Origin of the sequence: Fulvivirga marina (assembly GCF_016775155.1) — a bacterium.
GTDB classification, from domain to species: Bacteria; Bacteroidota; Bacteroidia; order Cytophagales; family Cyclobacteriaceae; genus Fulvivirga; species Fulvivirga marina.
In genome coordinates this window covers 335,638-359,577 of the sequence record NZ_JAEUGD010000004.1, presented here as the reverse complement: position 1 = coordinate 359,577, position 23,940 = coordinate 335,638, and the positions used below count along the sequence as shown (strand labels likewise).

Genomic DNA, 23,940 nt, shown 5'->3' with positions numbered 1-23,940 from the left:
TTTAAAAATCGCACTAACATGAAAAAATATATAATAATAGTATTACCACTCCTTTTTTCACTGATCGTGCAGGCTCAGCAAAAGGGATCAGTACTGATCAAAAACGGTACTGTGCTAACTATAACCAAGGGCACCTTGGAGACTACCGATGTGCTGATCAGAGATGGGGTAATTAGCAGGATAGGCAAAGATTTAAACACTCCTAAAGGCACCCGCATTATAGATGCATCAGGCATGTATGTAATGCCTGGTATCATCGATGCTCACTCACATATTGCACTGGATGCTGTTAATGAGGCAACAAGCCCTGTTACAGCTGAAGTTTGGACCGGTGACGCCATTAACCCGTTGGATGTTTCCATATATCGAGCATTGGCTGGTGGTGTTACTATTTCGCACGCTTTGCATGGTTCGGCAAATGCCATAGGCGGACAAAGTGAAACAATAAAGCATCGATATGGGACGGTAGACCCTGATGTGTTAAGAATGAAAGAGGCACCGAGGACTATCAAATTTGCATTGGGGGAGAACCCCACCCGAGTGCATGGTGGAGGTCAAGGTATTGTGCCCAGGACCAGAATGGGGGTTGAGGCAGTTTTCAGAAGCTCGTTCTCTGAAGCAAAGCAATACATGCAGGCATGGGACAAATACAACGATGGCAAAAATAATAAGGGCTTCAAAGGCACTGCCCCTCAATATGATCTCAGGCTTGAAACTTTGGCTGATATACTTAGGGGGGAGGTAATTGTACATTGCCACTCATATCGAGCCGATGAGATTTATATGCTGATGCAGGTATTCAAAGATTTTGGCATAAAGAAACTTGTTTTTCAGCATGCAAACGAAGGGTTTAAAGTGGCTCCTGAGCTGGCGGAGTTTGGTGCAATGGCCTCGGTGTTTTCCGACTGGTGGGCCTATAAATTTGAAGTGTACTACTCTACAGCTTATAATGCTTCAATACTACATAAAAACGGAGTTGTTACTTCCATAAACTCAGACAGTGGAGAGTTGATCCGTCACCTTTACCATGAAGCTGCCAAAACTCAGAAATATGGAGGCCTGTCTGATGATGAGGCACTATCTATGATTACTATTAACCCGGCCAAACAATTAGGCATAGAAAAAAACGTAGGGTCCATAGAAGTAGGTAAGGATGGAGATGTCGCCATCTTTAAAAACCATCCCTTGTCAATTTATACTATTCCAATGATGACCATTGTGGATGGTATTGTTGAGTTTGACAGGAAAAATGATGCCGATGATATGCGTATCTACGCCGACCCGGATGAGACCATTGATGTTACTCTTTATGGAACCGGACATGCAGGTGACAGATGTATGCAGGATGCTCAATTTTTATTTTACAAATAATGCAAAGAGGTATGAAGAACTTAAAATATATATTCTTTAGCGTAATTTTGCTGGTAGTCCAACAGGTGGAGGCACAGAATGAAAAGGGTAGAAAGGGTACTTTTGCCTTAATTAATGCCAACTTGGTTACGGTTACCAATGGTACTATTTCGAATGGAACCTTAATTGTGGCAGATGGTAAATTAGCGGCTCTGGGTAAAGATATTAATATACCCGAGGTGGCAGAGGTAATTGATTGTACCGGGCTCTCAGTTTATCCGGGTATGATTGACGGAGGTTCCAGGCTGGGGCTTACTGAAGTAGGCTCAGATGCGCGTACCCGTGACTATAATGAAATAGGAGACGTTATACCCCAAATGAGGGCTTTAACTGCTGTAAACCCTAGTTCAGTGCTTATACCAGTAACTAGAATCAGTGGTGTTACCACATCATTAGCAGTGCCGGATGGAAGTTTGTTTTCAGGTACGGCTGCTTTGGTTAATCTTCATGGGTACACACCAGATCAGATGTATGCAGGCTTTGAAGCAATAGTGCTAAACTTCCCTTCAACAGGTAAGCGTAACAGATGGGACAGCAGATCCGGGGAAGAAATAAAGAAAGATGCAGAAAAGGCTTTGAAGAAGCTTAATGCGGCCTGGGATAGGGCTGTTGTATATCATGAGATAGATTCTGCTATCCAGGCTAAAAATAGTTCTGAGGAAATGAAATACTATCCGGAGATGGAAAATTTACTGCCCGTGGTAAGGGGGGAGAAAACTTTATTAGTAGAAGTTAATACAGCAAATGACATAATAACAGCTATTGATTGGGTGTCGGATAGAAATATTAAGGCAGTTTTCACTGGAGTGTCAGAGGGGTGGAGAGTAGCTGAAGAATTAGCCAAGGCTAAAATACCTGTTATAGTCGGACCAGTATTAAGTGTTCCAAACAGGGAGTATGACCGATACGATCGACCCTATGCTAACCCGGGTATTATGTTGAAGGCAGGTGTTAAGGTGGCTATAAAAACCGGAGATGCGGAAAACGTTAGAAACCTGCCCTACAATGCAGGTTTTGCAGCTACCTATGGCATGGGAAAAGAAGAGGCGTTGAAAGCAATTACTATTGTGCCTGCGGAGATTTTTGGTGTGTCGGATAAGCTAGGGTCTTTAGAGGAAGGTAAAGTGGCTAACATTTTTGTGGCTGATGGGGACCCTTTTGAGACTAAAACGCAGGTAAAACATCTGTTTATTGAAGGTTGGAAAATTCCGCTCGAAAGTCGTCAAACGAAGTTGTATGATGAATTTTTGGAAAGAAATCCCGGACTGAAAAAGTAAGTCGTCAAAATATTGTATTACAAAAACAGGCAGAGGGAAGTTTTTATGAATTTTCTCCTCTGCCTGTTTTTATTCAAAAGTATAATTATAGCAGTGCTTTGAATGCGTCATATCCGGTGTCGGTTGCCAGTGCGGTGTCACAACCAGCTTCGGTGGCAGTGGCATTAATGTCAGCAACCCTGTTTTCAGGACTTGGGTGTGTGCTTAAAAACTCTGGAGGAGTTGTCTGATTTTGGGATAGCAGGCTTTCAAAGAAAAAAGCTGCACCATTGCAGGCATATTGGGTATCCGCTAAGTACAGTACGGATTCATCATCAGATTCTGCTTCAAAATCACGGCTAAATTGCAAACCAGCTACAGTACCCGCAATTTGCCCTGCAACTTGTTCTAAGGCTGAAGGATCTTGACCTAAAGCGATGCTCAAAAGGAGAGAAACACCATATTGCTTTTGCAAATTTCTACTGGTATGTCTCAAATCAGCATGAGCAATTTCATGGCCGAGTACACCCGCTAAAGCATCTGCCGTTTCCAGGTATTTAATAAGTCCAGTGTATACATAGATATATCCACCTGGAGTGGCAAAGGCATTCAATACGTTGTCATCATTGACCAACGTTACTTCCCAGGCAAATTCATCACGGTAGGCAACCTCATTGCTACTCAGTATTTCATTTACCATATTGTTAATATAAGTATAGGCTTCCGGATTATCACTTTGAGCAATAAGGTCAAAAGAAGGGTCATTTGCGATTTCCTGGCTTACCTGTGCTCCCAGTGCTTTGTCATCTTCAACTGAAAAGAAAGGCGTGAAATTGTCGTTCTTATCACATGAAGAAAATATCACAAGGACCACTAAAAGTAATGTGTTGGTACTGAGGTGTATAAATTTTCTCATCATAAACTTTGGTTATTTTTTTTATTTAGAAGTAAAAATTGTGCCAACAATGTTAACAAGCTTTAAATAAATATTAACACTAATTAATGGGTAACCCATTCTTCAATATTTGTGTTCAGCATCTTTTTATAAATTAATAGTATTTCCACATCGGGCATACTATTTTTGCAGCATGGCAGAACAGATATTGATCCTGGACTTTGGCTCCCAGTATACTCAGCTCATAGCGAGGCGAGTAAGAGAACTTAACGTTTATTGTGAAATCCACCCTTTTAACAATCCTCCGCAGCTTACCGACGACATCAAAGGTGTTATTTTTTCAGGTAGTCCCTGCTCAGTAAGACAGGAAGATGCTCCTGATGTTGACATCAACATGTACTGTGGTAAAGTACCTGTTTTAGGGGTTTGTTACGGTGCCCAACTGATGGCTCAGAAAAGCGGTGGTAATGTATTGCCCTCTGAAATAAGAGAATACGGCAGAGCAAAACTCTCTAAGGTGGATCAGCACAATGAATTGATGAAAGAGATCTCAATTGATTCACAAGTATGGATGTCTCATGGAGATACCATATCCGATTTGCCTGAAGCTTATGATGTAATAGCCAGTACCTCATCCGTCAGAGTGGCGGCATTCAAGAAAAAGGGTGAACAGACCTACGGTATCCAGTTCCACCCTGAAGTTACGCATAGCCTGGAAGGTAAAGTTGTACTAAGGAACTTTGTGGTGCATATCAGTGGCTGTTCTCAGGACTGGACGCCTGATATTTTTGTGGAGTCAACGGTAGCCTCGTTGAAAGAGCAGTTAGGAGATGATAAGGTGGTTATGGGACTTTCCGGGGGTGTAGACTCTTCCGTTGCCGCTATATTGATACACCATGCTATTGGTAAGAACCTGCATTGCATATTTGTGGATAATGGCCTTCTGCGTAAAAATGAATTTGAAGATGTGCTCCATTCATATAAAGACATGGGGCTGAATGTTAAGGGTGTTGATGCTAAAGATAAATTTTATGAAGCTCTTAAAGGTTTAACGGATCCTGAGGCCAAGAGAAAAGCTATTGGCAGAGTATTTATCGAAGTTTTTGATGAAGAAGCTCATAAAATCCAAAATGCTAAATGGCTTGGTCAGGGTACGATATATCCTGATGTAATTGAATCGGTTTCAGTGAAGGGTCCCTCAGCAACCATAAAATCGCACCACAACGTAGGTGGATTGCCTGATTTTATGAAACTAAAGGTTGTAGAACCACTAAATACACTATTTAAAGATGAAGTGCGTTTGGTAGGTAAAACATTAGAAATAGATCAAAATATATTGGGTAGACACCCATTTCCCGGGCCAGGGTTGGGCATCAGGATATTGGGTGACATAACACCTGAGAAGGTGCATATCCTACAGCAGGTTGATCATATTTTTATTAATGGGCTTAAAAAAGCCGGACTTTACAATGACGTATGGCAGGCAGGTGCAATTTTACTGCCTATACAATCAGTAGGTGTTATGGGAGATGAGCGTACCTATGAGCAAGTGGTGAGCCTTAGGGCAGTAACCAGTGTCGATGGTATGACTGCAGACTGGTGTCATTTGCCTTATGATTTTCTTGCCGATGTTTCTAACGAGATCATCAATACAGTCAAAGGAGTTAACCGAGTTGTTTATGATATCAGCTCCAAACCACCGGCTACAATAGAGTGGGAATAATACACCTTTAAATCAATGACTGGGTGTGGTTAGTGCTATATGCATTGATATGGCCTGGTACTGGTTATACGAATCTAAAAATGAGAATGAAACAGTTAAGAATACTAGTAGTTGTCTGTCTGTCAATTGGAACTTTTCAAGCTTATTCCCAGGTAAATTATCAGCAGCAGTACCTTCATGCCAAGGAACTGTTTGGTGATGAGAAATACAGCCTGGCTATGGAGGCTTTTAAACCTCTTTTGAGCCGGGAGGCGAGCAATCCATTTCCTGCTTATGCATCCTTCTACTATGCTGTAGCGGCTTACAGAGATGGTTACCCACCACTGGCCAAAAATATGTTTTTACAGATCAAGTCATATTTTCCCAAGTGGTCAAAGATGCCTGAAGTTAACTTTTGGCTTGGGAAGATATACTTTGAATCAGGAGATTATAATCAGGGACTGAATGTACTGGCAGAAATTAAAGACAAAAATTTTCAGGAAAACATATTCAACCTGAAACATCATGTTCTTTCAGGAGTAAAGGATATCGAGCTTCTGGAAGAACTGTATAGAAACCACCCAAAAGAAAGGGCGATTGGAGAAGTTTTAGCCACTGTCGTAGCTAAACAACCCCTCGTAAATCAGGATCAGGAGTTGCTTGATGAGTTAATTAGCAAGTTTAATCTTGATAGAAAGGCGTTGGACCTGATTAAAGTTGATAAATCAGTTTTTAAAGATAGTTACAAGGTAGCGGTGCTGTTCCCATTTTTAATGGATCGATTAGAGCCAACCGTAAGGAAGAAAGTAAATCAGTTGATCTTGGATATGTATCAGGGCATGCAACTGGCCATGGATACATTAGAGGCTCAAGGAATCAAAGTGGAACTGTATGCTTATGATACCCAACGTGATAGTGTAGCTACGGCTCGAATACTGGCTAAAGAGGAGATGAAAAGTATGGACTTGATTGTTGGACCATTTTTTTCAGAACCCAGAGCCTTAGTTCAGGACTTTTCTTTTAAGAACAAAATCAATATGATCAATCCGCTATCGATGGATTCTGATGTTATTGGCGTTAATCCTTATTCATTTCTTCTACACCCTACCAATGAAACCGTGGGGCGTAAAATGGCAGAATATGTTGCGAAAAAAGCAAGACGCAAAACAGGGGTAATATTTTATGGAGAGGATAGCAGAGATTCTACATTGGCGTACTCTTTTAAGCGAAGGATTGAAAAGGAAGGGTTTAATATAATAATTAATAAGGAAATCAGGAAACATGAAACCCGTGAGATACTGGATATCCTTGTGACTAGTGGAAAGATCAAAGATGCGGCTTCAGATGATGCCAAGGGGAATTACAGGCTAGCTCAGGATAGTATCGGTTATATTTTTGTGGCTTCAAATAATGATCTGATCTCAACCAAAGTGATTAGTGCGGTAGAGACTCGTGGAGATTCTATTATGGTTATTGGTTCAGCAGATTGGTTGGATTTACCTGTGATTAATTATGAAGTGTATTATCGCCTTGGAGCCGTTCTGTATGCCCCAATGTATATACAAAAAGAATCGGACGAGTATGAGATTTTTCGGGATCAGTATGTAAAAAAACATAAGGTGCCAGCAACACAGTATGCTGAGATGGGGTATGATTTAATGAACCTTGTAGGGCATAGTTTGAATAAATATGGTAAGTACTTTCAGTTGGGGTGGGATGAAGAGAGTTATTTGAAGGGGTATTTAACGATTGGATATAGTTATGAAAAATCTCAGGACAATAAGCTCGTTCCTATTTTGGAATTTGGAGATGAAGGCCTGGAGGTGGTTTATGAATTAGAAGAAGATAAAAATGAAGATCGAAAGAAGTAGAGAATTATTTTCAAAAGCACAGAAATTCATTCCGGGAGGGGTCAATTCGCCGGTTAGAGCCTTCAAAGCTGTCGGAGGAGATCCGTTGTTTATCAAGTCTTCCAAGGGAGCCTATATGTATGACGAAGATGACAACAAATATGTTGACCTCATCAATTCATGGGGACCTATGGTTTTAGGACATGGAAATGAGGCTATTGAAAAAGCAGTTACCGAAGCTGTAAAGTCTTCATTGTCGTTTGGAGCCCCTACGGCCAAAGAGGTTGAGATAGCTGAACTCATCACTAGCATGGTTCCTGGCATCGAAAAAGTACGTATGGTAAACTCAGGGACTGAAGCTACCATGTCAGCAGTGCGATTGGCTCGAGGGTTTACCGGTCGAGATAAGATGATGAAATTTGAGGGCTGCTATCATGGTCATGGAGACTCTTTCCTAATAGCAGCAGGTAGCGGTGTTGCTACTATGGGTACTCCTGATAGCCCTGGAGTTACAAAAGGTACTGCAGAAGATACTTTAACTGCTCCTTTTAATAATTTGCAGGCGGTAAAAAACCTTGTAGAGAAAAATAAGGATCAGATTGCTGCTATTATACTAGAGCCGGTGGCGGGTAACATGGGGTGTGTTCCACCAGAGGAAGGATACTTGCAAGGGTTAAGAGATTTGTGTGATCAGGAAGGTATTGTGCTGATCTTTGATGAGGTTATGACAGGCTTCCGCCTAGCGAAAGGTGGTGCGCAGGAGTTGTTTGGTGTTATCCCTGACCTCACCACCATGGGGAAGATCATTGGAGGAGGAATGCCTGTGGGTGCCTATGGGGGTAAAGCAGAAATCATGGATTATGTTTCACCGTCAGGGCCTGTTTATCAGGCGGGTACACTTTCTGGAAATCCGATTGCTATGTCTGCCGGTTTGGCTATGCTGAATCATCTTAATGATCATCCGGAGGTTTATCAGCAGTTAGAAGACATCACATCCTATATCGCAGCCGGTTTTCAGGAGAACCTTGACAAATTAGGGCTTAATTATACCATTAATCAGTTAGGCTCTATGGTCAGCTTGTTTTTTACTGATCAGAAAGTGACAGATTTTGCTACAGCTAAAACTTCCGATACTGCATTGTTTGGGAAATACTTCAGAGGTATGCTTGAACATGGTGTCTATTTGCCACCTTCACAATTTGAAACTTTGTTTATATCAACAGCTATAGATAAGTCTATAGCGGATGACATTATCAAGGCTAACTACGAAGTGTTAGTATCTCTTAAATAAATACCATTGACTTCATCTGGGAAATCCAGGTGAAGTTTTTCTTGCATAAAGCCTATAAATTTATACTTACTTTCAGCTATGAGCTTAAGTACTTCAGAAACGTTAGCATTTGATTCTATTGAAGAGTTAAAATCAAAGCTTGCAAAAATTAATGATCACGAAAAGAAGGCTAGGCTTACGAGGTTTATTGTTTCTGCGCTTAGTAACATACCTTGGATAGGAGGTTTTATAGGAGCGGGGTCGGCATTTCATGCGGAAAGGGAACAGGGAAGGATTAATGACCTGCAAAGGCTATGGATGGAGGAGCATCAAAGAAAGATAGAGGAGTTGGCCCACGTTATTTTCAGGATACTTGACAAAATTGAAAATGCAGGATCTGAGGCTCAGGAGAGAATAGCCAGTGAAGAATACCAAGGCTTAGTGCGGAAAGGCTTCAAGGAATGGAATGATGCTGAAACCACTGAGAAAAAAGAGTGTATCCGCAGGCTGCTGACCAATGCCTCAACATCTACTTTATCCACCGATGACATGGTAAGGCTATTTATTGACTGGATCAAAACTTATCATGAAACTCATTTTATGGTGATAAGAGAGATTTATAAACATGAGAGTATAACAAGAAAACAAATCTGGAACAACATAAGCACAATAGAGCCTGCTGAGGATTCAACAGAGGCAGACCTGTATAAGTTGCTTATTCGAGATTTAAGTACAGGTGGTATCATAAGGCAGGTAAAGAGGAGTACCCATCCTGAAACCAGCGAGCCTGCTTCCAAACAGCCTAAAAACGGCAAATACAAATCGGCTTTTGATGATATGGAGCAATATGAGCTAACAGCGTTAGGGCAATGCTTTGTACGTTATACAATGGAGGAGGACACGAGTAGACTTCACTAACCCACAAGTATTGCTATAGGCAAAGTAGTTAACTTATACATACTCTACAGCTTCTTCTTTAGTAACTAGACGCTTAGTTTTGGTATGCAATATTAACACGGTAAATAGAACCATGTAAACAGGCCTATTACGAATAAAGAGTCTGTGAGGTCTTGATGAATGGAGTGTTTTATAACCTATAGTTAATAGGTTATAGACGAGTGTTTTGTAGGCTAGTATCTTCGCTATTGCCCTTCTAAGAGGTACTTTAAGGAGTGTGCATTATTGTTGCATTATGACTAGATATAATAATACACACTCCAACTAAAACATTTTTCTGTGAATTACTTCTTCTCCTTATGCGGTTTAGCAGCTTCTGGGTTTTCTTCTACATACTTTAACAATGACTTATAGAAGGAAAAGCACATAACAATAATAATCAGCGCAAAGGGTAAGCCTGTTAGAATAGATGCAGTCTGTAATGCTGTTAGCCCTCCACCTATTAATAAAATAGCGGCTATTAATCCTTCCATAGAAGCCCAAAATATTTTTTGTCCCTTAGGAGCGTCATGCCTTCCTCCTGAAGTAAGCATGTCAACAACAAATGACCCGGAGTCAGAGGAGGTCACAAAGAAGCTTCCCACTAGCAGCACGGTTACAATAGAGGCAAAGGTGGTTAACGGGTATTGCTCCAGTAAATAATAAATAGCAGTGGCAACATTCGCATTAACAGCTTCTGAAATAGTGGAATTACCCATAAGCTCCTGGTATATAGCACTACCGCCAAATACAGAAAGCCATAAGAAGGTTAGTATGGTTGGTACTAATAAAACTCCTAATATAAACTCTTGTAAAGTTCTTCCTTTAGAGATACGGGCAATAAAGATACCTACAAAGGGAGACCATGATATCCACCAGGCCCAGTAGAACACAGTCCATGAGTTTTGCCAATTTTTTTCCTCACCAACTCCTTGGTAAGAGTTGGTCCAAAAACTCAATTCAAAAAACTCATATGCGTAATGTCCAACATTTTGAACAAAGGACTTTAACAAGAATAAGGTAGGGCCAACTAGTAATAAAAATACCAAAAGGAATAATGCCAGTCGCATGTTCCATTCGCTTAGCATTCGGATTCCCTTATCAATACCCAGAATCAGAGATAGTGTAGCGAAGAAAGTGATGACAACAATTAATATAACTTGTACGGTAATACTAATTTCAAAATCAAACAAATATGCTAACCCTGCATTTACCTGCTGTACCCCAAACCCTAAGGATGTTGCCAGCCCAAACAAAGTGGCGATTACAGAGACAATATCTATAACGTCTCCGACCCAGCCGTAAATTTTCTCTCCGAAGATGGGGTAGAAAACAGATCTGATAGTCAGTGGAAGTTTATGGTTGAAGGTGAAGAATGCCAGTGCAGCACCTACTACAGCATATAAGGCCCAGGCATGGACACCCCAATGTAGGAAAGTAACGCCCATAGCCTCTTTGGCAGCCTCTACCTTGTTTTCGGGGTCTTCCAAAAACGGGTTGCTATCGAAATGAAAGATAGGCTCTGCTACACTCCAAAATAATAAGCCTATCCCCATTCCCGCACTAAATAGCATAGAAAACCAGCCCAATTTGGTAAATTCTGGCTCGGCATTTTTTCCCCCTATTCTTATATGCTTGAATTTTCCGAAGCCTAAGAATAAACTAAAAATCAATAGCGCATTTACTAACATAATAAAGAACCATCCCACATTATTAGCTACCGTGGTTTGAATACTTGAAAAGTATTTTTCCATTGGCTTACCAACGATTAATGTGGTGGCCACCAATATTGTAACGATCAGTAGAGATGTTACGAATACGGTTCCATTGGCTTTAATGCCAAAAAAAGTTTTTTTATCGCTTCTTATTTTACCCATAATTTTATGTTTGCTTTTTAGAAGTAATAACCTATGTTCACATTAAACCTTAAATTCCAATCGCCTGATGTAGAGGACCCCTGTGCTAGTGAGTTATCAAAATCCGGATTGAGCCAAGGCATATTTTTACCAGAAGCAAAGTCCACATAGGTGTATACATTTCCTGCTGTGATCAGTGCCCCGGTTACATTCATAATAGTTTCTTCAAAATTTTTCTCGGCTTTGTCTACATACCCAAAGTCATTGTAGATTTGAATACTTGAAATTGGACCCCACTCCACAGGAATGTTATAACCAACTCCCAATGTATATGTAGTCGCCTCAGTAGCTATAAAATAAGGGTATCCATAAGCTGTCATGGCCGCAATGTTACGAGGTTCATTTGAGGGGTTTTTCGCGTCAATTTTATAATTTGACACTTGGGCCTTTAAATCAAATTTCCTTGCATTCAGTTCATAATGTACCGCCAGGGCATAATGATTCCCCATTTTTTCGGTGTCCAAATTTTGAACTCCTCCATATTGTGCAGAAGCTCCCAGTTTATGTTTGATATTTTCTTGACCAAATTTGTAATTGATCTTTCCATTGAGTTGATTAACTTCTTTATTTCTTAGGTCAGCAGTACCATCTCCGTCCCAATCCTTAGAGGCAATGTCATAGGAGTACCTGCTATCTGAGTGGTCGGAATAACTCCCAAAACTCATTTCTTCTGCATTTTTAAAGAAGGCAATAGCATAATCTATTTTTTCACCTTTATGTGAAAACTTTGCGCCCATATCATGGTCATCTTCCAGGCCTGCGTAATAATTGATACTAAAAAACCAATTGTGAGAATTATACTGTGTTATGCCGAAGGGTACTTGTGTAAGGCCTATTTGCAAATTGTTTTTTTCATTGAAATCGTAACCGATCCAACCTTGCTTTAGCATTCCACCACCAAAACCAGTGGCATATAAACGATACTCTGCGTTCAATTTTACACCCTTGTATTTAGCTTTTGCGTTGATACGGAATACATCATAACCAAAATCGCCTCCTCTACTTTTTTGACCATCTTTCCATGTGGAAAGGTTGTAGTTAAACCGGAGGGCTCCTCCGATATCAATCTCAGGTTTGTCTTGTGCGCTCGAATATTGAATAAGAAAAAGGGATATGCACCCTATAATAAAAGATTTAAAAAACATGAATATTAATTAATGAAACTTTGTGTTCGTTGATGACAAATTTCGCAAGCTAATTGGCTCGGATAGTTAAGTATACGGGAGGAAAAACTATAAAAGTGGAGCAGTTTTGCGATCGAATATTGAATAAGAAAAAGGGATATTCACCCTATGGAAAAAAGATTTAAAAAACATGAATACTATTTATACGACTTAATGTTCGATGGTTAAAATGCTTGCAATTTAGTGATTTTTGCTCAAATAGTTAAGAGAGTTGATGAGAATCTATGAAACTAAGGCAGTTTAAGTCCCCACCTATGTCTATTTATGCGTTGGTTTTAAGGTGTCAATTATTAGTGCATATGGTTGTTATTGTTTAGTGTACTTTAGGGTTGTCCTATATATATTCCTTACTTCTAACATAGCGTCAATTGTATCTGATGTGTTGACGAATACAATTATCCCTATGTTATTTTGCTTCAAGAAATAAGCATGGCTAACAATACCTAAATCACTTCCACTATGTCCGATTTTTGTATTATTAACACTCCAAAAAATACCTTTTTTTAAATCACTCGAATCCGGCTGTTTCATCATCTCTATATAACTGCTATGACTTAATATATTGTCCATTCCATTGTATCCCTGGATCATTGTACTAAGGAATTTACCGTAGTCAACAGTATTCGTCATGAAACTGCCATCAGGATATGTAACCAGATCCGATTCAGGTATAGGGTAACCATACCAGTATAGAGTAGCCTCATTTTGTGGGTGGTACTTTTCTGACCTCCAGCCAGAATTGTCCATATGAAGAGGATTTAAAATATGTTTTTGAACAAAATTTCTATAATCTTCTTCAACCGCTTGTTCAATTATATAGGCGACTATATTGGCTCCCATGTTACTGTATTTGTATGTTCTCCCAGGAGGTTTTTTTGAAAAATGCTTATCAGAATACCATATCTCTCCCTGTACGTATTGTTTTTTTATAAACTCTTCAAGGGACATGATTTCATTCATATTGTATAACTCAACGAGTGTTTTTGTATCTTTTCTAATTTCCTTACTGAGTTTATGATAAAATGGCTGAATATCGGTTTGGAAAAGGTACGTCCTTTCGTACGAGTCACCGTCCAGAATCCCTGAGGTGTGGTTGGCCAGATGCCTTATAGTAATTGTTTTTTCAGGATGATTGGGATTTACAATTTTAAAAGGCAAATGGTTATTAATGTTATCGTCAAGATTTAGTTTGCCTAGTTCCTGAGCCTTCATTAGAGCAACGGCAAGTATAGTTTTAGAAATAGAAGCAATGGGTTGTACTGTTTGATGGGTATATGGAATATTTTTTTCTTTATTAGCATGGCCGAACCCCTGCGCATATACTATACCATCCTTATCAATAATGGCAGCGGCAAACCCAGTAAGATGACTATTGTGCTGTAGTTTATTTAGTTCTTGAGTTAATGAATCTAGTTTTCCTTGAGCAAATGAGGTGATGAATAAAAATGTGGTAATAATTGATAGATAGAATCGGTACATACTCCTAAATTTCAAGATAGACGATCGAGGAGAAAAATTGTTACTAAAGGTTAAGGATGAGTAAAAGAGGCATGATAAAGGTCAGCTATCGAAATGACCTGCTAAGGGGGTAGCATAGCTTTACCATGCAGAAATTAGGGCTATGCTAAAAAAAACTTCAAATTCAATTAATGCATCGGCGGAAGAGGAGGTTGCCAGAGCCTTAGAGCTTTTGCAAAGTAAAGTGGAAGCAGTTGCTGATATATTTAACTCTAGCCTGGATTTTGACCAGATGGTTTACCCACTTTGGTCAGCTAAAGATGTACTAGGGCATTTGGTGTTTTGGCATGAGAGTTTTGCCAGAAACTTGAAAGATGTATCTGCAAAACGAAAGCCTGACCTGCTAAAAGGTTCATTGGCTGAAGTAAACAGGCAGAGCGTCGATTTGAATAGGACCGTTTCTGTTCAAAATCTACTTGAAAGGCTCAGGGGAGCTCAGAAAACTATCTGTAATCACATCTTTGATTCATCAGTGACTCTGATACCTTATAAAAAGGGATCAAGAAGTTATTCAAGACTTGAACATTTGGAAGTTGTAATTAACCACCTCAGTAAACATGTTAAAGACCTAAATCAAAAGCTATGTCCAGACCAAAAAACAAAGAAGAGTTGATCGACCTGAGTAGTTCAAGCTTTAAAAAGCTCAATGATTATGTTGATTCCTTTTCTGACGCAGAAAGGGAGGCAGAATTTCTGAAAGGAACCATGAATCGTAATATCAGAGATGTATTGGGGCATCTGCATCATTGGCATTTAATGATGACATGCCAGCAAAGGGCTATACATGGAAAACGATGCCTGAGTTGAATAAAGAAATTAGGATCAGGTACTGTAATGTTGAGTTGATGGATGTCAGGAAGATGTTGGATGCTTCATTTGCTGAATTGCAGGAGGTGATCAAAGGGCATGCCAATGACGAGTTGTTTGAGAAGAAAAGTTACAAGTGGACAGACTCTACCTCGTTAGGAGCTTACATGATTTCAGCGACTTCAAGTCATTATGACTGGGCCTCAAAATTAATAAAGAAATGTAAGAAAAAGCAGAGACTAATAAAGTAACATAGATAGTAACATTTCTCCCATAAAGAATATGCTAATGAAGCATATGTAAATAAACCCTACGATATTGAACTTGATGAGGGTCTTGAACCAACCTTGATGGTATACTCGCAGAAATGAAAAATAAGCATAGGTTGAAACGATAGCAAAGGTGACCAAACCTATTGCCCCCTGAATTTCTTCGTCTTCCATCATATAGATCATGAACAAAAGGCCTATGCCATAAGCAAGATAGGCAAATGAATGCAAATGAAGACCATGTATAAGATGGTTTATATACATGCTGTTTTTCTTTCGTATATATAGAATTTTAAGCGTAAAAGCAAAGATTGGGATAAGGATGAGCATCATCAATGGAAGATTTTTTAATATGTATTCCACGATTTGCTCATTGTCAGCTCGCATCACACGGATTGACTGCATGGCAATATGCTTTTCAAATGTTGTGAGGTTTGTCAGCTTTAAGGAATCTAGTATTTGCTCATCGCTATAATCACGATTGTCTTTAAGTTTACTGATTAGGCTCCAGTCTATCCTTGATAGGATGTTGGCATTATTATCTGCATTTACAGATATTTCTTTAGAGGCCAGAAACTTCCTTGTTGAAGTAGAGTCGTTAACAGTCAATGAGTCTTGTGTGGCTGGTGTTGTCAGTAAGCTATCAGGGACAAAAATTCCCAGTAGCATTAGTTCATCAGGGGTTAGCTCTGATTTTAATGAGGCCAGGTCCTTTTCTGATAGGTTATCCTGAACAACTTTTTGAAGATCTTCCAGGTCCTCACCCTTCAGGTCATCTTTCATTTTGGTCAACGTTTGTTCAGGGATCAGTTTCTGAAGCTTTTTGCGGGTGTCTTTGTTTAAATCCCGGATATTGCTGAGACTGTACGCGTTTTCTATTATATTGTGATCGTTGGTGTCTTGAACTATTTTCTTTCCTACCATGGTAAATACAAAGAAGTAGAACAGACTTATGATCAGGTATAGTCTCAAAGGGTGTGCGTAGCTTACTCTTTTGCCTTCTATGTACCGGTTGGTAAGAAAACCAGGTTTGAAGAAAAAAGGCTTAATACTTCTTCCAAAAGTAGAGTCTACAGCAAAATATGTACTGAAAAAGTCACCTACAAGTGTGCCGAAAGATACATTGTTGTCATTGTTTTCCTGTCCGCAATTGGGGCAGTAGTTGTAAACGTGATCTAATGTATATCCACAATTGAAGCACTGATTGGTCTTCCTTCTTATTTTCATGGCACGGTTTAATATGGGCTTGCAAATTATGGAAAAATGAAGCTGTGATGAAAATGAATTCTGTAAATAGTTAAATATTAGTTACCTTCCATCTCTAAAATACATATATTACGAGGTGCAGTGTGGACTCAGCTATGGTTGAAAATGAAAAAAATCGCTTTTGTATCTCAAATTTTATTATTTTTATATCTTTGATTAACTTGTGTCCGGTTGGTAAACCTTATTTTTTAATTTAATCACAGTGAAAAAGTCTCTCATTTTTTCTATAATTTCTCTTCTTACAGCAGTAACTACGCATGCTCAGAAAAGAAGTGACAAGCAGCCCGTAACATACGAAGAACTGTATGATGAGCCATACGCTATAAACTCTCTATTTGTGCAGTTTCAGCCTATATACGGAGAGTTGTGGAAAGCCAACGTTAATGCAGGTTTCGGCTTGGAGGCTACGTACTTCCACCGAGATAAGATGCAGTTTCGAGCACATACCAGAAAAACTTATTCAAGGAAATTTGACCTTACAAGAGATATTGCTCACAAGAATAGTGAGGTGACCAATGAGATCGCTATTCTTAACTATTATGAGTTTGGAGGAACTTACCACATTAAGGATTTTGATGAAAGCTCTAAAACCAAGATGTATTTATACAAGAAGAGCTATAAAGGGGATAAGTGGGCGTCACGCGTACCGTTGAGCGCTGAAATACCTTGTAAAGTGAGGAAAATCTATGGAGCAAGGCTAGGAGGGATGTTTTTTGACAGCGGTATAGATGTGAACAGATTGCTAGATGCACAGGATAAAACCATGGATGTTTTTCAGGATGAGCTAGGCAACCCTATTCCAATAGGTCAGGATGCCAATGGAGAGCCAGAGGATCTGAAAGTTTTTACAAGTATGGATGTTGCGGGGCTTTACTTGGGAGGGTCAATGAGCTGGATACGTAATGTGGCGGTTGATTTTGATAATAAATATCAGGAGGGTGTTGATGACCTTATTCTTACCGCATTTTTTGATATCATAATAGCTCCGTCAGTGGGTCTGGATGACATTCGGGTGGATGGAAGAACCTTTTCTTCTGATGTACTTGATACAAATATATTTGGCTTCAGAGCAGGGATTGATGGTAAGTTTAATAGAACATTAAGCTGGAGCTATGGTGGAGAAGTGGGGATAAGACCAGGAGTTAAGGGACAAGGTTTTTACGCTTTGGTTAAGATAAGCTTTCCGGTTTATAGTACCAATCTTGATTACTCTGTTGAAGCATTTGGTAAATAAAATAAAATATTGAAATAAATTCTAAGGCTGGTACCATGAAGTATCAGCCTTTTTTATTTTTGTGTTATGGAGATACTTATTCAAAATATAAAAGGTCTTGTACAGGTTAGAGATGCCAGTCCGCAGTGGGTGGCGGGCAAAGACATGGCCGAATTGCCGGTGATGGAAAATGCTTTCCTGCACATGAAGGATGGTAAAATTGAGAATTTTGGATATATGACAGATATGTCGGTCATTAGCGCCGATGAGGTGATCAATGCCTCCGGTCGGTTTGTGTTTCCATCGTTTGTAGACTCGCATACACACCTCGTCTTTGCTGCAAGTAGAGAGGAAGAGTTTGTTTATAAAATCAAGGGCATGTCGTATGCGGAGATAGCGGCTAGGGGAGGTGGTATACTGAACTCTGCCAAAAAACTTCAGCAGGCCACTGAAGACGAGCTTTTTGAACGAGCAATGGTTCGGGCTCAAGAGATCATAGGGTTGGGAACAGGAGCTGTTGAGATAAAAAGTGGATATGGTCTGACTACTAGGGATGAGATTAAGATGTTGCGAGTGGCCAAAAGAATAGGGGAGAGCAGCCCCCTCAAAGTAAAAACTACTTTTTTAGGAGCACACGCTATTCCTAAGGAATACGCAGATCGTAATGATTATATCAAGCTGATCAAGGAGGAGATGATCCCGGCAATCGCCGAAGAAGGACTTGCAGATTATATCGATGCTTTTTGCGAAAAAGGTTTCTTCACCCCAGAAGAGACTGAAGACATTATGGAACATGGTAAAAAGTTTGGTATGAAGCCGAAAATCCATGCGAACCAATTGCACATATCCGGTGGAGTTCAGGTAGGGGTAAAAACGAAAGCCATCAGTGTTGATCATCTTGAAGCTATGGGAGAAGAAGAGGTGAAGGCTCTACAAAATACTGATGTAATGCCTACGCTATTGCCTGGGGCTGCATTTTTTCTGGGCACGGCATACCCTCCGGCCAGAGAGATGCTCAATGCAGGCCTGCCACTAGCCTTGGCTACTGACTATAATCCAGGAAGTGCTCCCTGTGGTAGTATGCCATTGATGTTATCACTGGCATGCATAAGGATGAAAATGACTCCCGAAGAGGCTATCAATGCAGCAACCATAAATACGGCATATGCACTGGAGCTTCAGGGAGAGTATGGTAGTATTACTAAAGGTAAGGTGGCTAATGTCTTTATTACTACAGAGATGCCTTCATATGCCTATATGCCATATGCCTTTGGTTCAAACCATGTTCATACGACCATACTCAATGGTGAAATCATTAATAAAGGTTTATTTGATGCGGTTTAACCTCTGATAATCTCAGTACTAAAAGTAATGTCAGCCTTTAGTGAAGAGGCCACAGAGCAATATTTCTCAAGTGAAAGTTTGGCCACTTTCCCTAACTCCTCTTCGTTGGCATCCGGTGAGGTGAGTACGAATTTTAAGTGTATATCCGTATAATATTTAGGCGCCTCATCCCTTCTTGTACCCTCGGCTTCAATTACAAAGTCGGTCAGTGTCTTTCTTCTTTTTTGGATCATCAGGGCCACTTCTACTGCAATACACCCGGAAAGGGCAGACAAAACTAACTCCATGGGTGATTGGTCAAGTTTGTCCTGATTCTTCATGTCAATCTTTACTTTGAGCCCTTGAGAATTGGTAGCTTCGTATTCGTAATCTGAAATGTATCTTGTTTTGGTTAAGGTTTTCATGTTTTAGAATTGAAATATTGAATTGAGTAATTGAGACTTGGATTTAAATTAATAGATACTGGCTAATTTAAGACGGCTAAAATTAAGCCGAAATTCCCAGATGATAAAAATTTACTCTGATGATATTAAAAGATGGTGTACAAACGCATGAAGTCAACTAAAGTGCTTCTGAAGCAGGTTAGTCATGATTTGGCTTGTAAGAGGCTTAGAAATATATTCCTTTACATCAGCGTAGGTATAAGCCTTGGAAATATCTTCCTGATATACCGATGAACTGAGCATGCAAAGCAAAGGCCTTTTTCCCAGTTTTGATTGAAAGCTGGACTGATATTGCTCAAGAAATTGCCAGCCATTCATTACAGGCATATTAATGTCCAGAAAAATAATATCGGGAAAGTCTCCCGGAGCAGATTTGGCGGTTTCTTCCAAATACTCCAGAGCTTCGCGTGCTCTCACAAAAGTTGTGATTTTATTCGCTGCCTTGGTGCTTTCTATTACCCTTTTGTAGATAAAGTTAGAAACATCATCATCATCTATAATTAGAATGCTATTGACTTTAGTCATTATCCTCTTCAATTCTGGTCTTTGTGTACTCTGAAATAAACGTTAAAAACGGATCCTATGTTGGGTTCACTTTCAGCTTCTATTTTTCCTCCCATGGATTCAATCTGTGATTTGGTGATATACAGTCCTAAACCTTTACCTTCAATATTTTCGTGAAACCTTTGATACATTCCAAATAGTCTGTCTTTATGTAGCGAAAGGTCTATACCTTTTCCGTTATCTTTTACAGACATGCAAATGTATTCACCTTTTGTATAAGTTTTGACACCTATTCGTAAAGGTTTATCACTTTTGTATTTTATAGCATTAGATATCAGATTTTGGACTATACTTTCAAGAAGCGGTTTTTTTAACATAATATATTTCTCCTGAAAATCAAAGGTAAATTCAGCCCCTGAACTGGCTATTTGGGATGACAGGTTTTTGGTCACTATTTCAAAAATGTCTTCAAAAAAGATCTTTTCGTCAGGTTCATAACGACTTTCCTTTATAGCGACCAATTGGATAATATCGTTGAGTGTTGATTTAAGCTGATCTACAGAAATTTCAATTTTTTCCAGAACCTCAGTATTTACAGGGTTATTGAGGTTCTGTTTGTCCAGGAACTGAAGTAACGTATCTATATTGACCACTGGGGCTCGTAAATTATGAGAAGTGATATAGGCAAATTGTCTTAATTCGTGGTTGGAGGCGGTCAACTCTTCAGTAAGGTTAATAAGAGCATTTTCGGCTTGTTTTCGTTCGGAAATATCAAAGATCATCAATAAGATACAATTTTTGTTATCGATATTAATTAACTCCGCAGAAAGAATAACATCCTTTATCCTGTTGTCTTTGGTGCGAAGGCGTCCATCGAAACCATACACTCTACCTTCCCTGCCTAACTCGGCAATAAAAGAGGTTCTATCTTCATCCTCAGCCCAAAAGCCCAGATCGATTGCAGAAGCCCCAATCACTTCTTCTCTTGGCATATTGACCAGCTGTAGAAATTTGTCATTGACTTCAAGCAGCTCTCCAGTTTCAATATGAGAGATAGTAATAGGTACAGGACTAATATGGAATGTTTTGTAAAACCTTTTTTCAGACTCTTTGGCCTCAAGCTCACTCTTTTTAGTTTTGGTTATATCACGAATAACAGAGAGTACTTGCCTTGATTTGTATTTTACAATTCTGGCTTCAAAATACATTTCTTCCCCGCTAATATTAAGAGAATATTCTACAGTCTGAATTGTATTGGTATCATGAGCAGTCTGAAATTTTCGGATGAATTGCGAGGAGATTTCCGGTGCAAACAGGTCTTTAACGTTCTTGCCCATGAGTTCTTCCGGAGTAAGGAGGAGTATGGATCGATCGGGAACCTGACAGTGGAGGTAGGTTCCGTCTACATTTAATATGAAAATGATATCAGGCAAAGCACTGAGCAGTGCCCTGTTTCTGTTTTCACTTTCCTTCAGGTCTAATTCGGCTTTCTTTTTATCTGTAACATCTTGAAGGGAGCCAACCATCTTTATGGGTTCACCTTTGGTATCGGTGATGAGCTCCGCCCTGTAGGTGACGTAGCGGATTTCATTATCTTTTCTGATGATTCTGGCATCCAACTGACAGCGCTCTTTACTTTCTAATACCTGATTAAATACTTCTTTAGCTTTTTTTCTGTCTGCAGGATGTAGCATCTCTATGCAATGTTCAAATGACGGGCTGATCTTTCCGGGCTCTAGTCCGCATATTCTGTAATATTCATCAGACCATGATAGTTCCTTGCTGTCAGCATGCCATTCCCAGCTACCCAGATTGGCGACTCTTTGGGCTTCTACCAGGTTGCTCTCGCTTTTTCTAAGCCTATCTTCTATTGCTTTCTGTTTTGAGACATCCAATATTATACCTTCGAGCGATAACATCTTTCCGTTTTTATCGAATACCCCTTGCCCACGTTCAAACAGAAATTTAATATTACCATTTTTAGTAAATATCCGGTACTGGATTTCGAATATCTCCTGATTTTCAATTGCTTCTCCAATTTTCCTCCAAACATAGTCCACATCGTCAGGATGAGTAATTTTTTTAAAGGAAATAGGGTCATCTTCCCGGAGAAATTCCTCTGGAGTATAGCCTGTTAGCTCTATGGACCCGTTACTGGCAAAGTTCATGGTCCAATCGGGGTCATTATTGCAACCGTAGACCATACCTGGCAGATTTTCCAGAATAGTACTGAGCTTCGCCTGATTTTCTTTGATCAGTTCTTCGCTTTCCTTACGTTTTGTGATGAACTCTGTGAAAATTATGACTCCTTTAATAGTACCATCAAAGTCTCGCCAAGGCGTGTTTTGCCAACGTATCCATTCGCGCTTTCCATCTGCTTTGATAAAGAAATCATCTTCTTTGAGTATTGTTTCTCCTGCCAGACATTTTTTATGAAGGTGTTTCCAGTCTTCTCTCACATCTTCAAAGAGTTCATAATGGTTTAATCCGATGATTTTTTCCATGTCCATCTCTTCATCCTTTACCCACCAGTCTTTAAGGTATTTTGAACTACAGGCTACATAGTTCATATCTTTATCAAGCATGGCAAGAGATAGAGGGGTATTTTTTATAAGCTCTTTAAGGTTTTCTTCAGAAGACTTTAATGATTTGAGGTATTTTGTTTGTTCTGTAATGTCTCTTACTACAGCTAAAACTACAGTTTGCCCTCTCCATTCAAAGGGTACAATCACTGATTCGCCAGTGAGAATGGAACCATCAAAACAGATAAACTCCTGTTCGAATTTGGGTGCTGCACTGCCTGTTTTTAAAATTGACTTTATCCGCTCCCTGATTGTGGTGTGATTTTCCTTTTTTGTAAATGTATGGATTGACTGGCCAATGATATCTTGTTGCGACGGTGCTTGTAAAAGGTTAGCAGTCGACTGGTTGGCATATAGGATAATACCATCAGGAGTGTGTATGAGAAGGGCGCTGGGTGAGTGTTCTAAAAGTTTAGAAGTAAACTCTTCATTTTGAGACAGCGCCTCTTCAATGGACTTAGCTTTATTTCCTGTAGAGTTAAAACAAACACCTGAGATACCTACGAGTTTGTGATTCGAGTCAAAAAGACAATCCCCTGAGAAAGTCAGGAATTTAGATTGTTCATAAGCAGTTGTTATTTTTGCTTCATAGGAGAAGCTGATGTTTCCCTTCAGGGCATCATTGATGACCTGCCGAAAACTCTCTTTATCATCATGACTTAAAAGATCTAATAGGTCTTCCAGTTTTTGAAGTTTTGAGTGCGGGATTTCGAGAATATCACAAAAGGTTGTTGATAGCATGAGTAGGTCCTGATTGGTATCCCAATTCCATAGGCCTAAATTTCCATTTTCTCTTGCTGCAAGCAGTAGAGAATTGGATTTTTCAAGATGTTTGTTGGTGGGCATCTTTAGAAATATAGAAAAAAGCAGACAAAAATACCATTATCAAAGAGTATTCTTATTCGTGATTTGTAACATTTAGTTGAGCCGTGCTGTTAGTTAGCTAATGGAGCAACTTGTTGAAATACCTGTCTTTCCCTTGTCTATTCTACCTCTACCTAATGAACTGATTCCTCTACATATTTTTGAGTTTAAGTATAGGCAGTTATTGAAGGATGTTGAAGAAAAGGACGTGAGATTTGGGATTTATTATACCCATGGTCTGAATACCGACAGGGTAGGGGCACTGATGAGGCTGGAGGGGATTTTGAAGCGCTACGATACGGGAGAATCAGACATCGTAACTAAATGTGTGGATACCTTCCTTTTGACTCGTTACTACAATCAATGGCTTCCTAACCCATACCCAGGAGGACGTGTATATATGTTAAATGCCAATGAGAACAAACAGGTGAGCGAGGGTTTTTCGGAGGAGTTTAAGAGCTTTATGGCCCTCAAGAAAATTAAGGATGTGGGTGCCGATTTTAATATCCATGATATTGCCAATGAATTGAACCTTGACATAGGTGACCGACTGAAGTATCTGAAGTTGCTTACCGAGGATAAGAGAGAAAGCTTTCTGAGGGAACGCCTGAAGTATCAGAAATTTATATTAGAACAAGAGAAACGTCATAGAAATAACTTCTTTCTTAATTAAAGATGATATGGTAAAATGTAAAACCCTCCAGAGTTTCC

18 protein-coding genes and 1 pseudogene are annotated in these 23,940 nt (G+C 39.6%); 11 read left to right on the top strand and 8 right to left on the bottom strand.

Annotated elements, in window-relative coordinates; genetic code table 11:
• Positions 1 to 18 precede the first annotated feature (18 nt).
• Together JMN32_RS03350 and JMN32_RS03345 are read left to right on the top strand one after the other, a co-directional pair.
• Positions 19 to 1,371: an amidohydrolase gene (locus JMN32_RS03350; RefSeq protein WP_202854861.1), complete on the top strand. Its 1,353-nt coding sequence runs from the start codon at positions 19 to 21 to the stop codon at positions 1,369 to 1,371.
• 11 nt (positions 1,372 to 1,382) lie between these two features.
• Entirely contained in the window at positions 1,383 to 2,687 is a 1,305-nt protein-coding gene (locus JMN32_RS03345; protein ID WP_202854860.1) for an amidohydrolase family protein, read from the top strand.
• A gap of 85 nt (positions 2,688 to 2,772) precedes the next feature.
• Here JMN32_RS03345 and JMN32_RS03340 read toward each other — a convergent pair whose 3' ends face one another.
• The gene (locus JMN32_RS03340) at positions 2,773 to 3,582 is read right to left on the bottom strand and encodes a M48 family metalloprotease (protein ID WP_449528496.1); all 810 of its coding nucleotides are present in this window, start codon (positions 3,580 to 3,582) and stop codon (positions 2,773 to 2,775) included.
• Positions 3,583 to 3,754: 172 nt separating this feature from the next.
• On the opposite strand from JMN32_RS03340, the gene guaA reads away from it, so the two are divergent.
• The 4 genes from guaA (at position 3,755) to JMN32_RS03320 (ending at position 9,301) form a co-directional block, all read left to right on the top strand.
• Positions 3,755 to 5,284, top strand: coding sequence for a glutamine-hydrolyzing GMP synthase (gene guaA, locus JMN32_RS03335; RefSeq protein ID WP_202854858.1), 1,530 nt, complete (start codon positions 3,755 to 3,757; stop codon positions 5,282 to 5,284).
• 86 nt (positions 5,285 to 5,370) lie between these two features.
• Positions 5,371 to 7,134, top strand: coding sequence for an ABC transporter substrate-binding protein (locus JMN32_RS03330; RefSeq protein ID WP_202854857.1), 1,764 nt, complete (start codon positions 5,371 to 5,373; stop codon positions 7,132 to 7,134).
• A complete protein-coding gene (hemL, locus tag JMN32_RS03325) occupies positions 7,115 to 8,404 on the top strand; it encodes a glutamate-1-semialdehyde 2,1-aminomutase (protein ID WP_202854856.1) in 1,290 nt (429 codons plus the stop codon). Before JMN32_RS03330 ends, hemL begins: the two co-directional genes overlap by 20 nt.
• 78 nt (positions 8,405 to 8,482) lie before the next feature.
• Complete coding sequence (locus tag JMN32_RS03320; RefSeq protein ID WP_202854855.1) at positions 8,483 to 9,301, top strand: hypothetical protein; 819 nt, start codon at positions 8,483 to 8,485, stop codon at positions 9,299 to 9,301.
• Positions 9,302 to 9,624: 323 nt separating this feature from the next.
• Here the strand turns inward: JMN32_RS03320 and JMN32_RS03315 are convergent, their stop codons facing one another.
• The 3 genes from JMN32_RS03315 to JMN32_RS03305 form a co-directional block, all read right to left on the bottom strand.
• Positions 9,625 to 11,196 (bottom strand): BCCT family transporter, encoded by a 1,572-nt coding sequence (locus tag JMN32_RS03315; RefSeq protein WP_202854854.1) that lies wholly within the window; start codon positions 11,194 to 11,196, stop codon positions 9,625 to 9,627.
• A gap of 17 nt (positions 11,197 to 11,213) precedes the next feature.
• Entirely contained in the window at positions 11,214 to 12,380 is a 1,167-nt protein-coding gene (locus JMN32_RS03310) for a hypothetical protein (protein WP_202854853.1), read from the bottom strand.
• Positions 12,381 to 12,725: 345 nt separating this feature from the next.
• Complete coding sequence (locus tag JMN32_RS03305) at positions 12,726 to 13,898, bottom strand: serine hydrolase domain-containing protein (RefSeq protein ID WP_202854852.1); 1,173 nt, start codon at positions 13,896 to 13,898, stop codon at positions 12,726 to 12,728.
• 142 nt (positions 13,899 to 14,040) lie between these two features.
• Here JMN32_RS03305 and JMN32_RS03300 point away from each other — a divergent pair, with 142 nt between their 5' ends.
• Entirely contained in the window at positions 14,041 to 14,550 is a 510-nt protein-coding gene (locus JMN32_RS03300; protein WP_202854851.1) for a hypothetical protein, read from the top strand.
• A pseudogene (locus JMN32_RS03295) lies at positions 14,520 to 14,995 on the top strand (ClbS/DfsB family four-helix bundle protein). Before JMN32_RS03300 ends, JMN32_RS03295 begins: the two are co-directional and overlap by 31 nt.
• Here the strand turns inward: JMN32_RS03295 and JMN32_RS03290 are convergent.
• On the bottom strand, positions 14,984 to 16,240 hold the full coding sequence (locus JMN32_RS03290) for a DUF3667 domain-containing protein (RefSeq protein ID WP_202854850.1): 1,257 nt from the start codon (positions 16,238 to 16,240) through the stop codon (positions 14,984 to 14,986). The pseudogene JMN32_RS03295 and the gene JMN32_RS03290 overlap by 12 nt on opposite strands.
• A 241-nt stretch (positions 16,241 to 16,481) precedes the next feature.
• On the opposite strand from JMN32_RS03290, the gene JMN32_RS03285 reads away from it, so the two are divergent.
• Positions 16,482 to 17,513: a hypothetical protein gene (locus JMN32_RS03285; protein WP_202854849.1), complete on the top strand. Its 1,032-nt coding sequence runs from the start codon at positions 16,482 to 16,484 to the stop codon at positions 17,511 to 17,513.
• Positions 17,514 to 17,579: 66 nt separating this feature from the next.
• Positions 17,580 to 18,836, top strand: coding sequence for an imidazolonepropionase (hutI, locus tag JMN32_RS03280; RefSeq protein ID WP_202854848.1), 1,257 nt, complete (start codon positions 17,580 to 17,582; stop codon positions 18,834 to 18,836).
• Here hutI and JMN32_RS03275 read toward each other — a convergent pair.
• The 3 genes from JMN32_RS03275 to JMN32_RS03265 form a co-directional block, all read right to left on the bottom strand.
• On the bottom strand, positions 18,833 to 19,240 hold the full coding sequence (locus JMN32_RS03275) for an OsmC family protein (RefSeq protein ID WP_202854847.1): 408 nt from the start codon (positions 19,238 to 19,240) through the stop codon (positions 18,833 to 18,835). The genes hutI and JMN32_RS03275 overlap by 4 nt on opposite strands.
• A gap of 153 nt (positions 19,241 to 19,393) precedes the next feature.
• Complete coding sequence (locus tag JMN32_RS03270; RefSeq protein WP_202854846.1) at positions 19,394 to 19,804, bottom strand: response regulator; 411 nt, start codon at positions 19,802 to 19,804, stop codon at positions 19,394 to 19,396.
• Between the two features lie 8 nt (positions 19,805 to 19,812).
• Positions 19,813 to 23,211, bottom strand: a complete 3,399-nt coding sequence (locus tag JMN32_RS03265; RefSeq protein ID WP_202854845.1) for a PAS domain S-box protein — start codon at positions 23,209 to 23,211, stop codon at positions 19,813 to 19,815.
• 100 nt (positions 23,212 to 23,311) lie between these two features.
• Here JMN32_RS03265 and JMN32_RS03260 point away from each other — a divergent pair, with 100 nt between their 5' ends.
• Positions 23,312 to 23,902, top strand: a complete 591-nt coding sequence (locus JMN32_RS03260) for an LON peptidase substrate-binding domain-containing protein (RefSeq protein WP_202854844.1) — start codon at positions 23,312 to 23,314, stop codon at positions 23,900 to 23,902.
• Positions 23,903 to 23,940 lie beyond the last annotated feature (38 nt).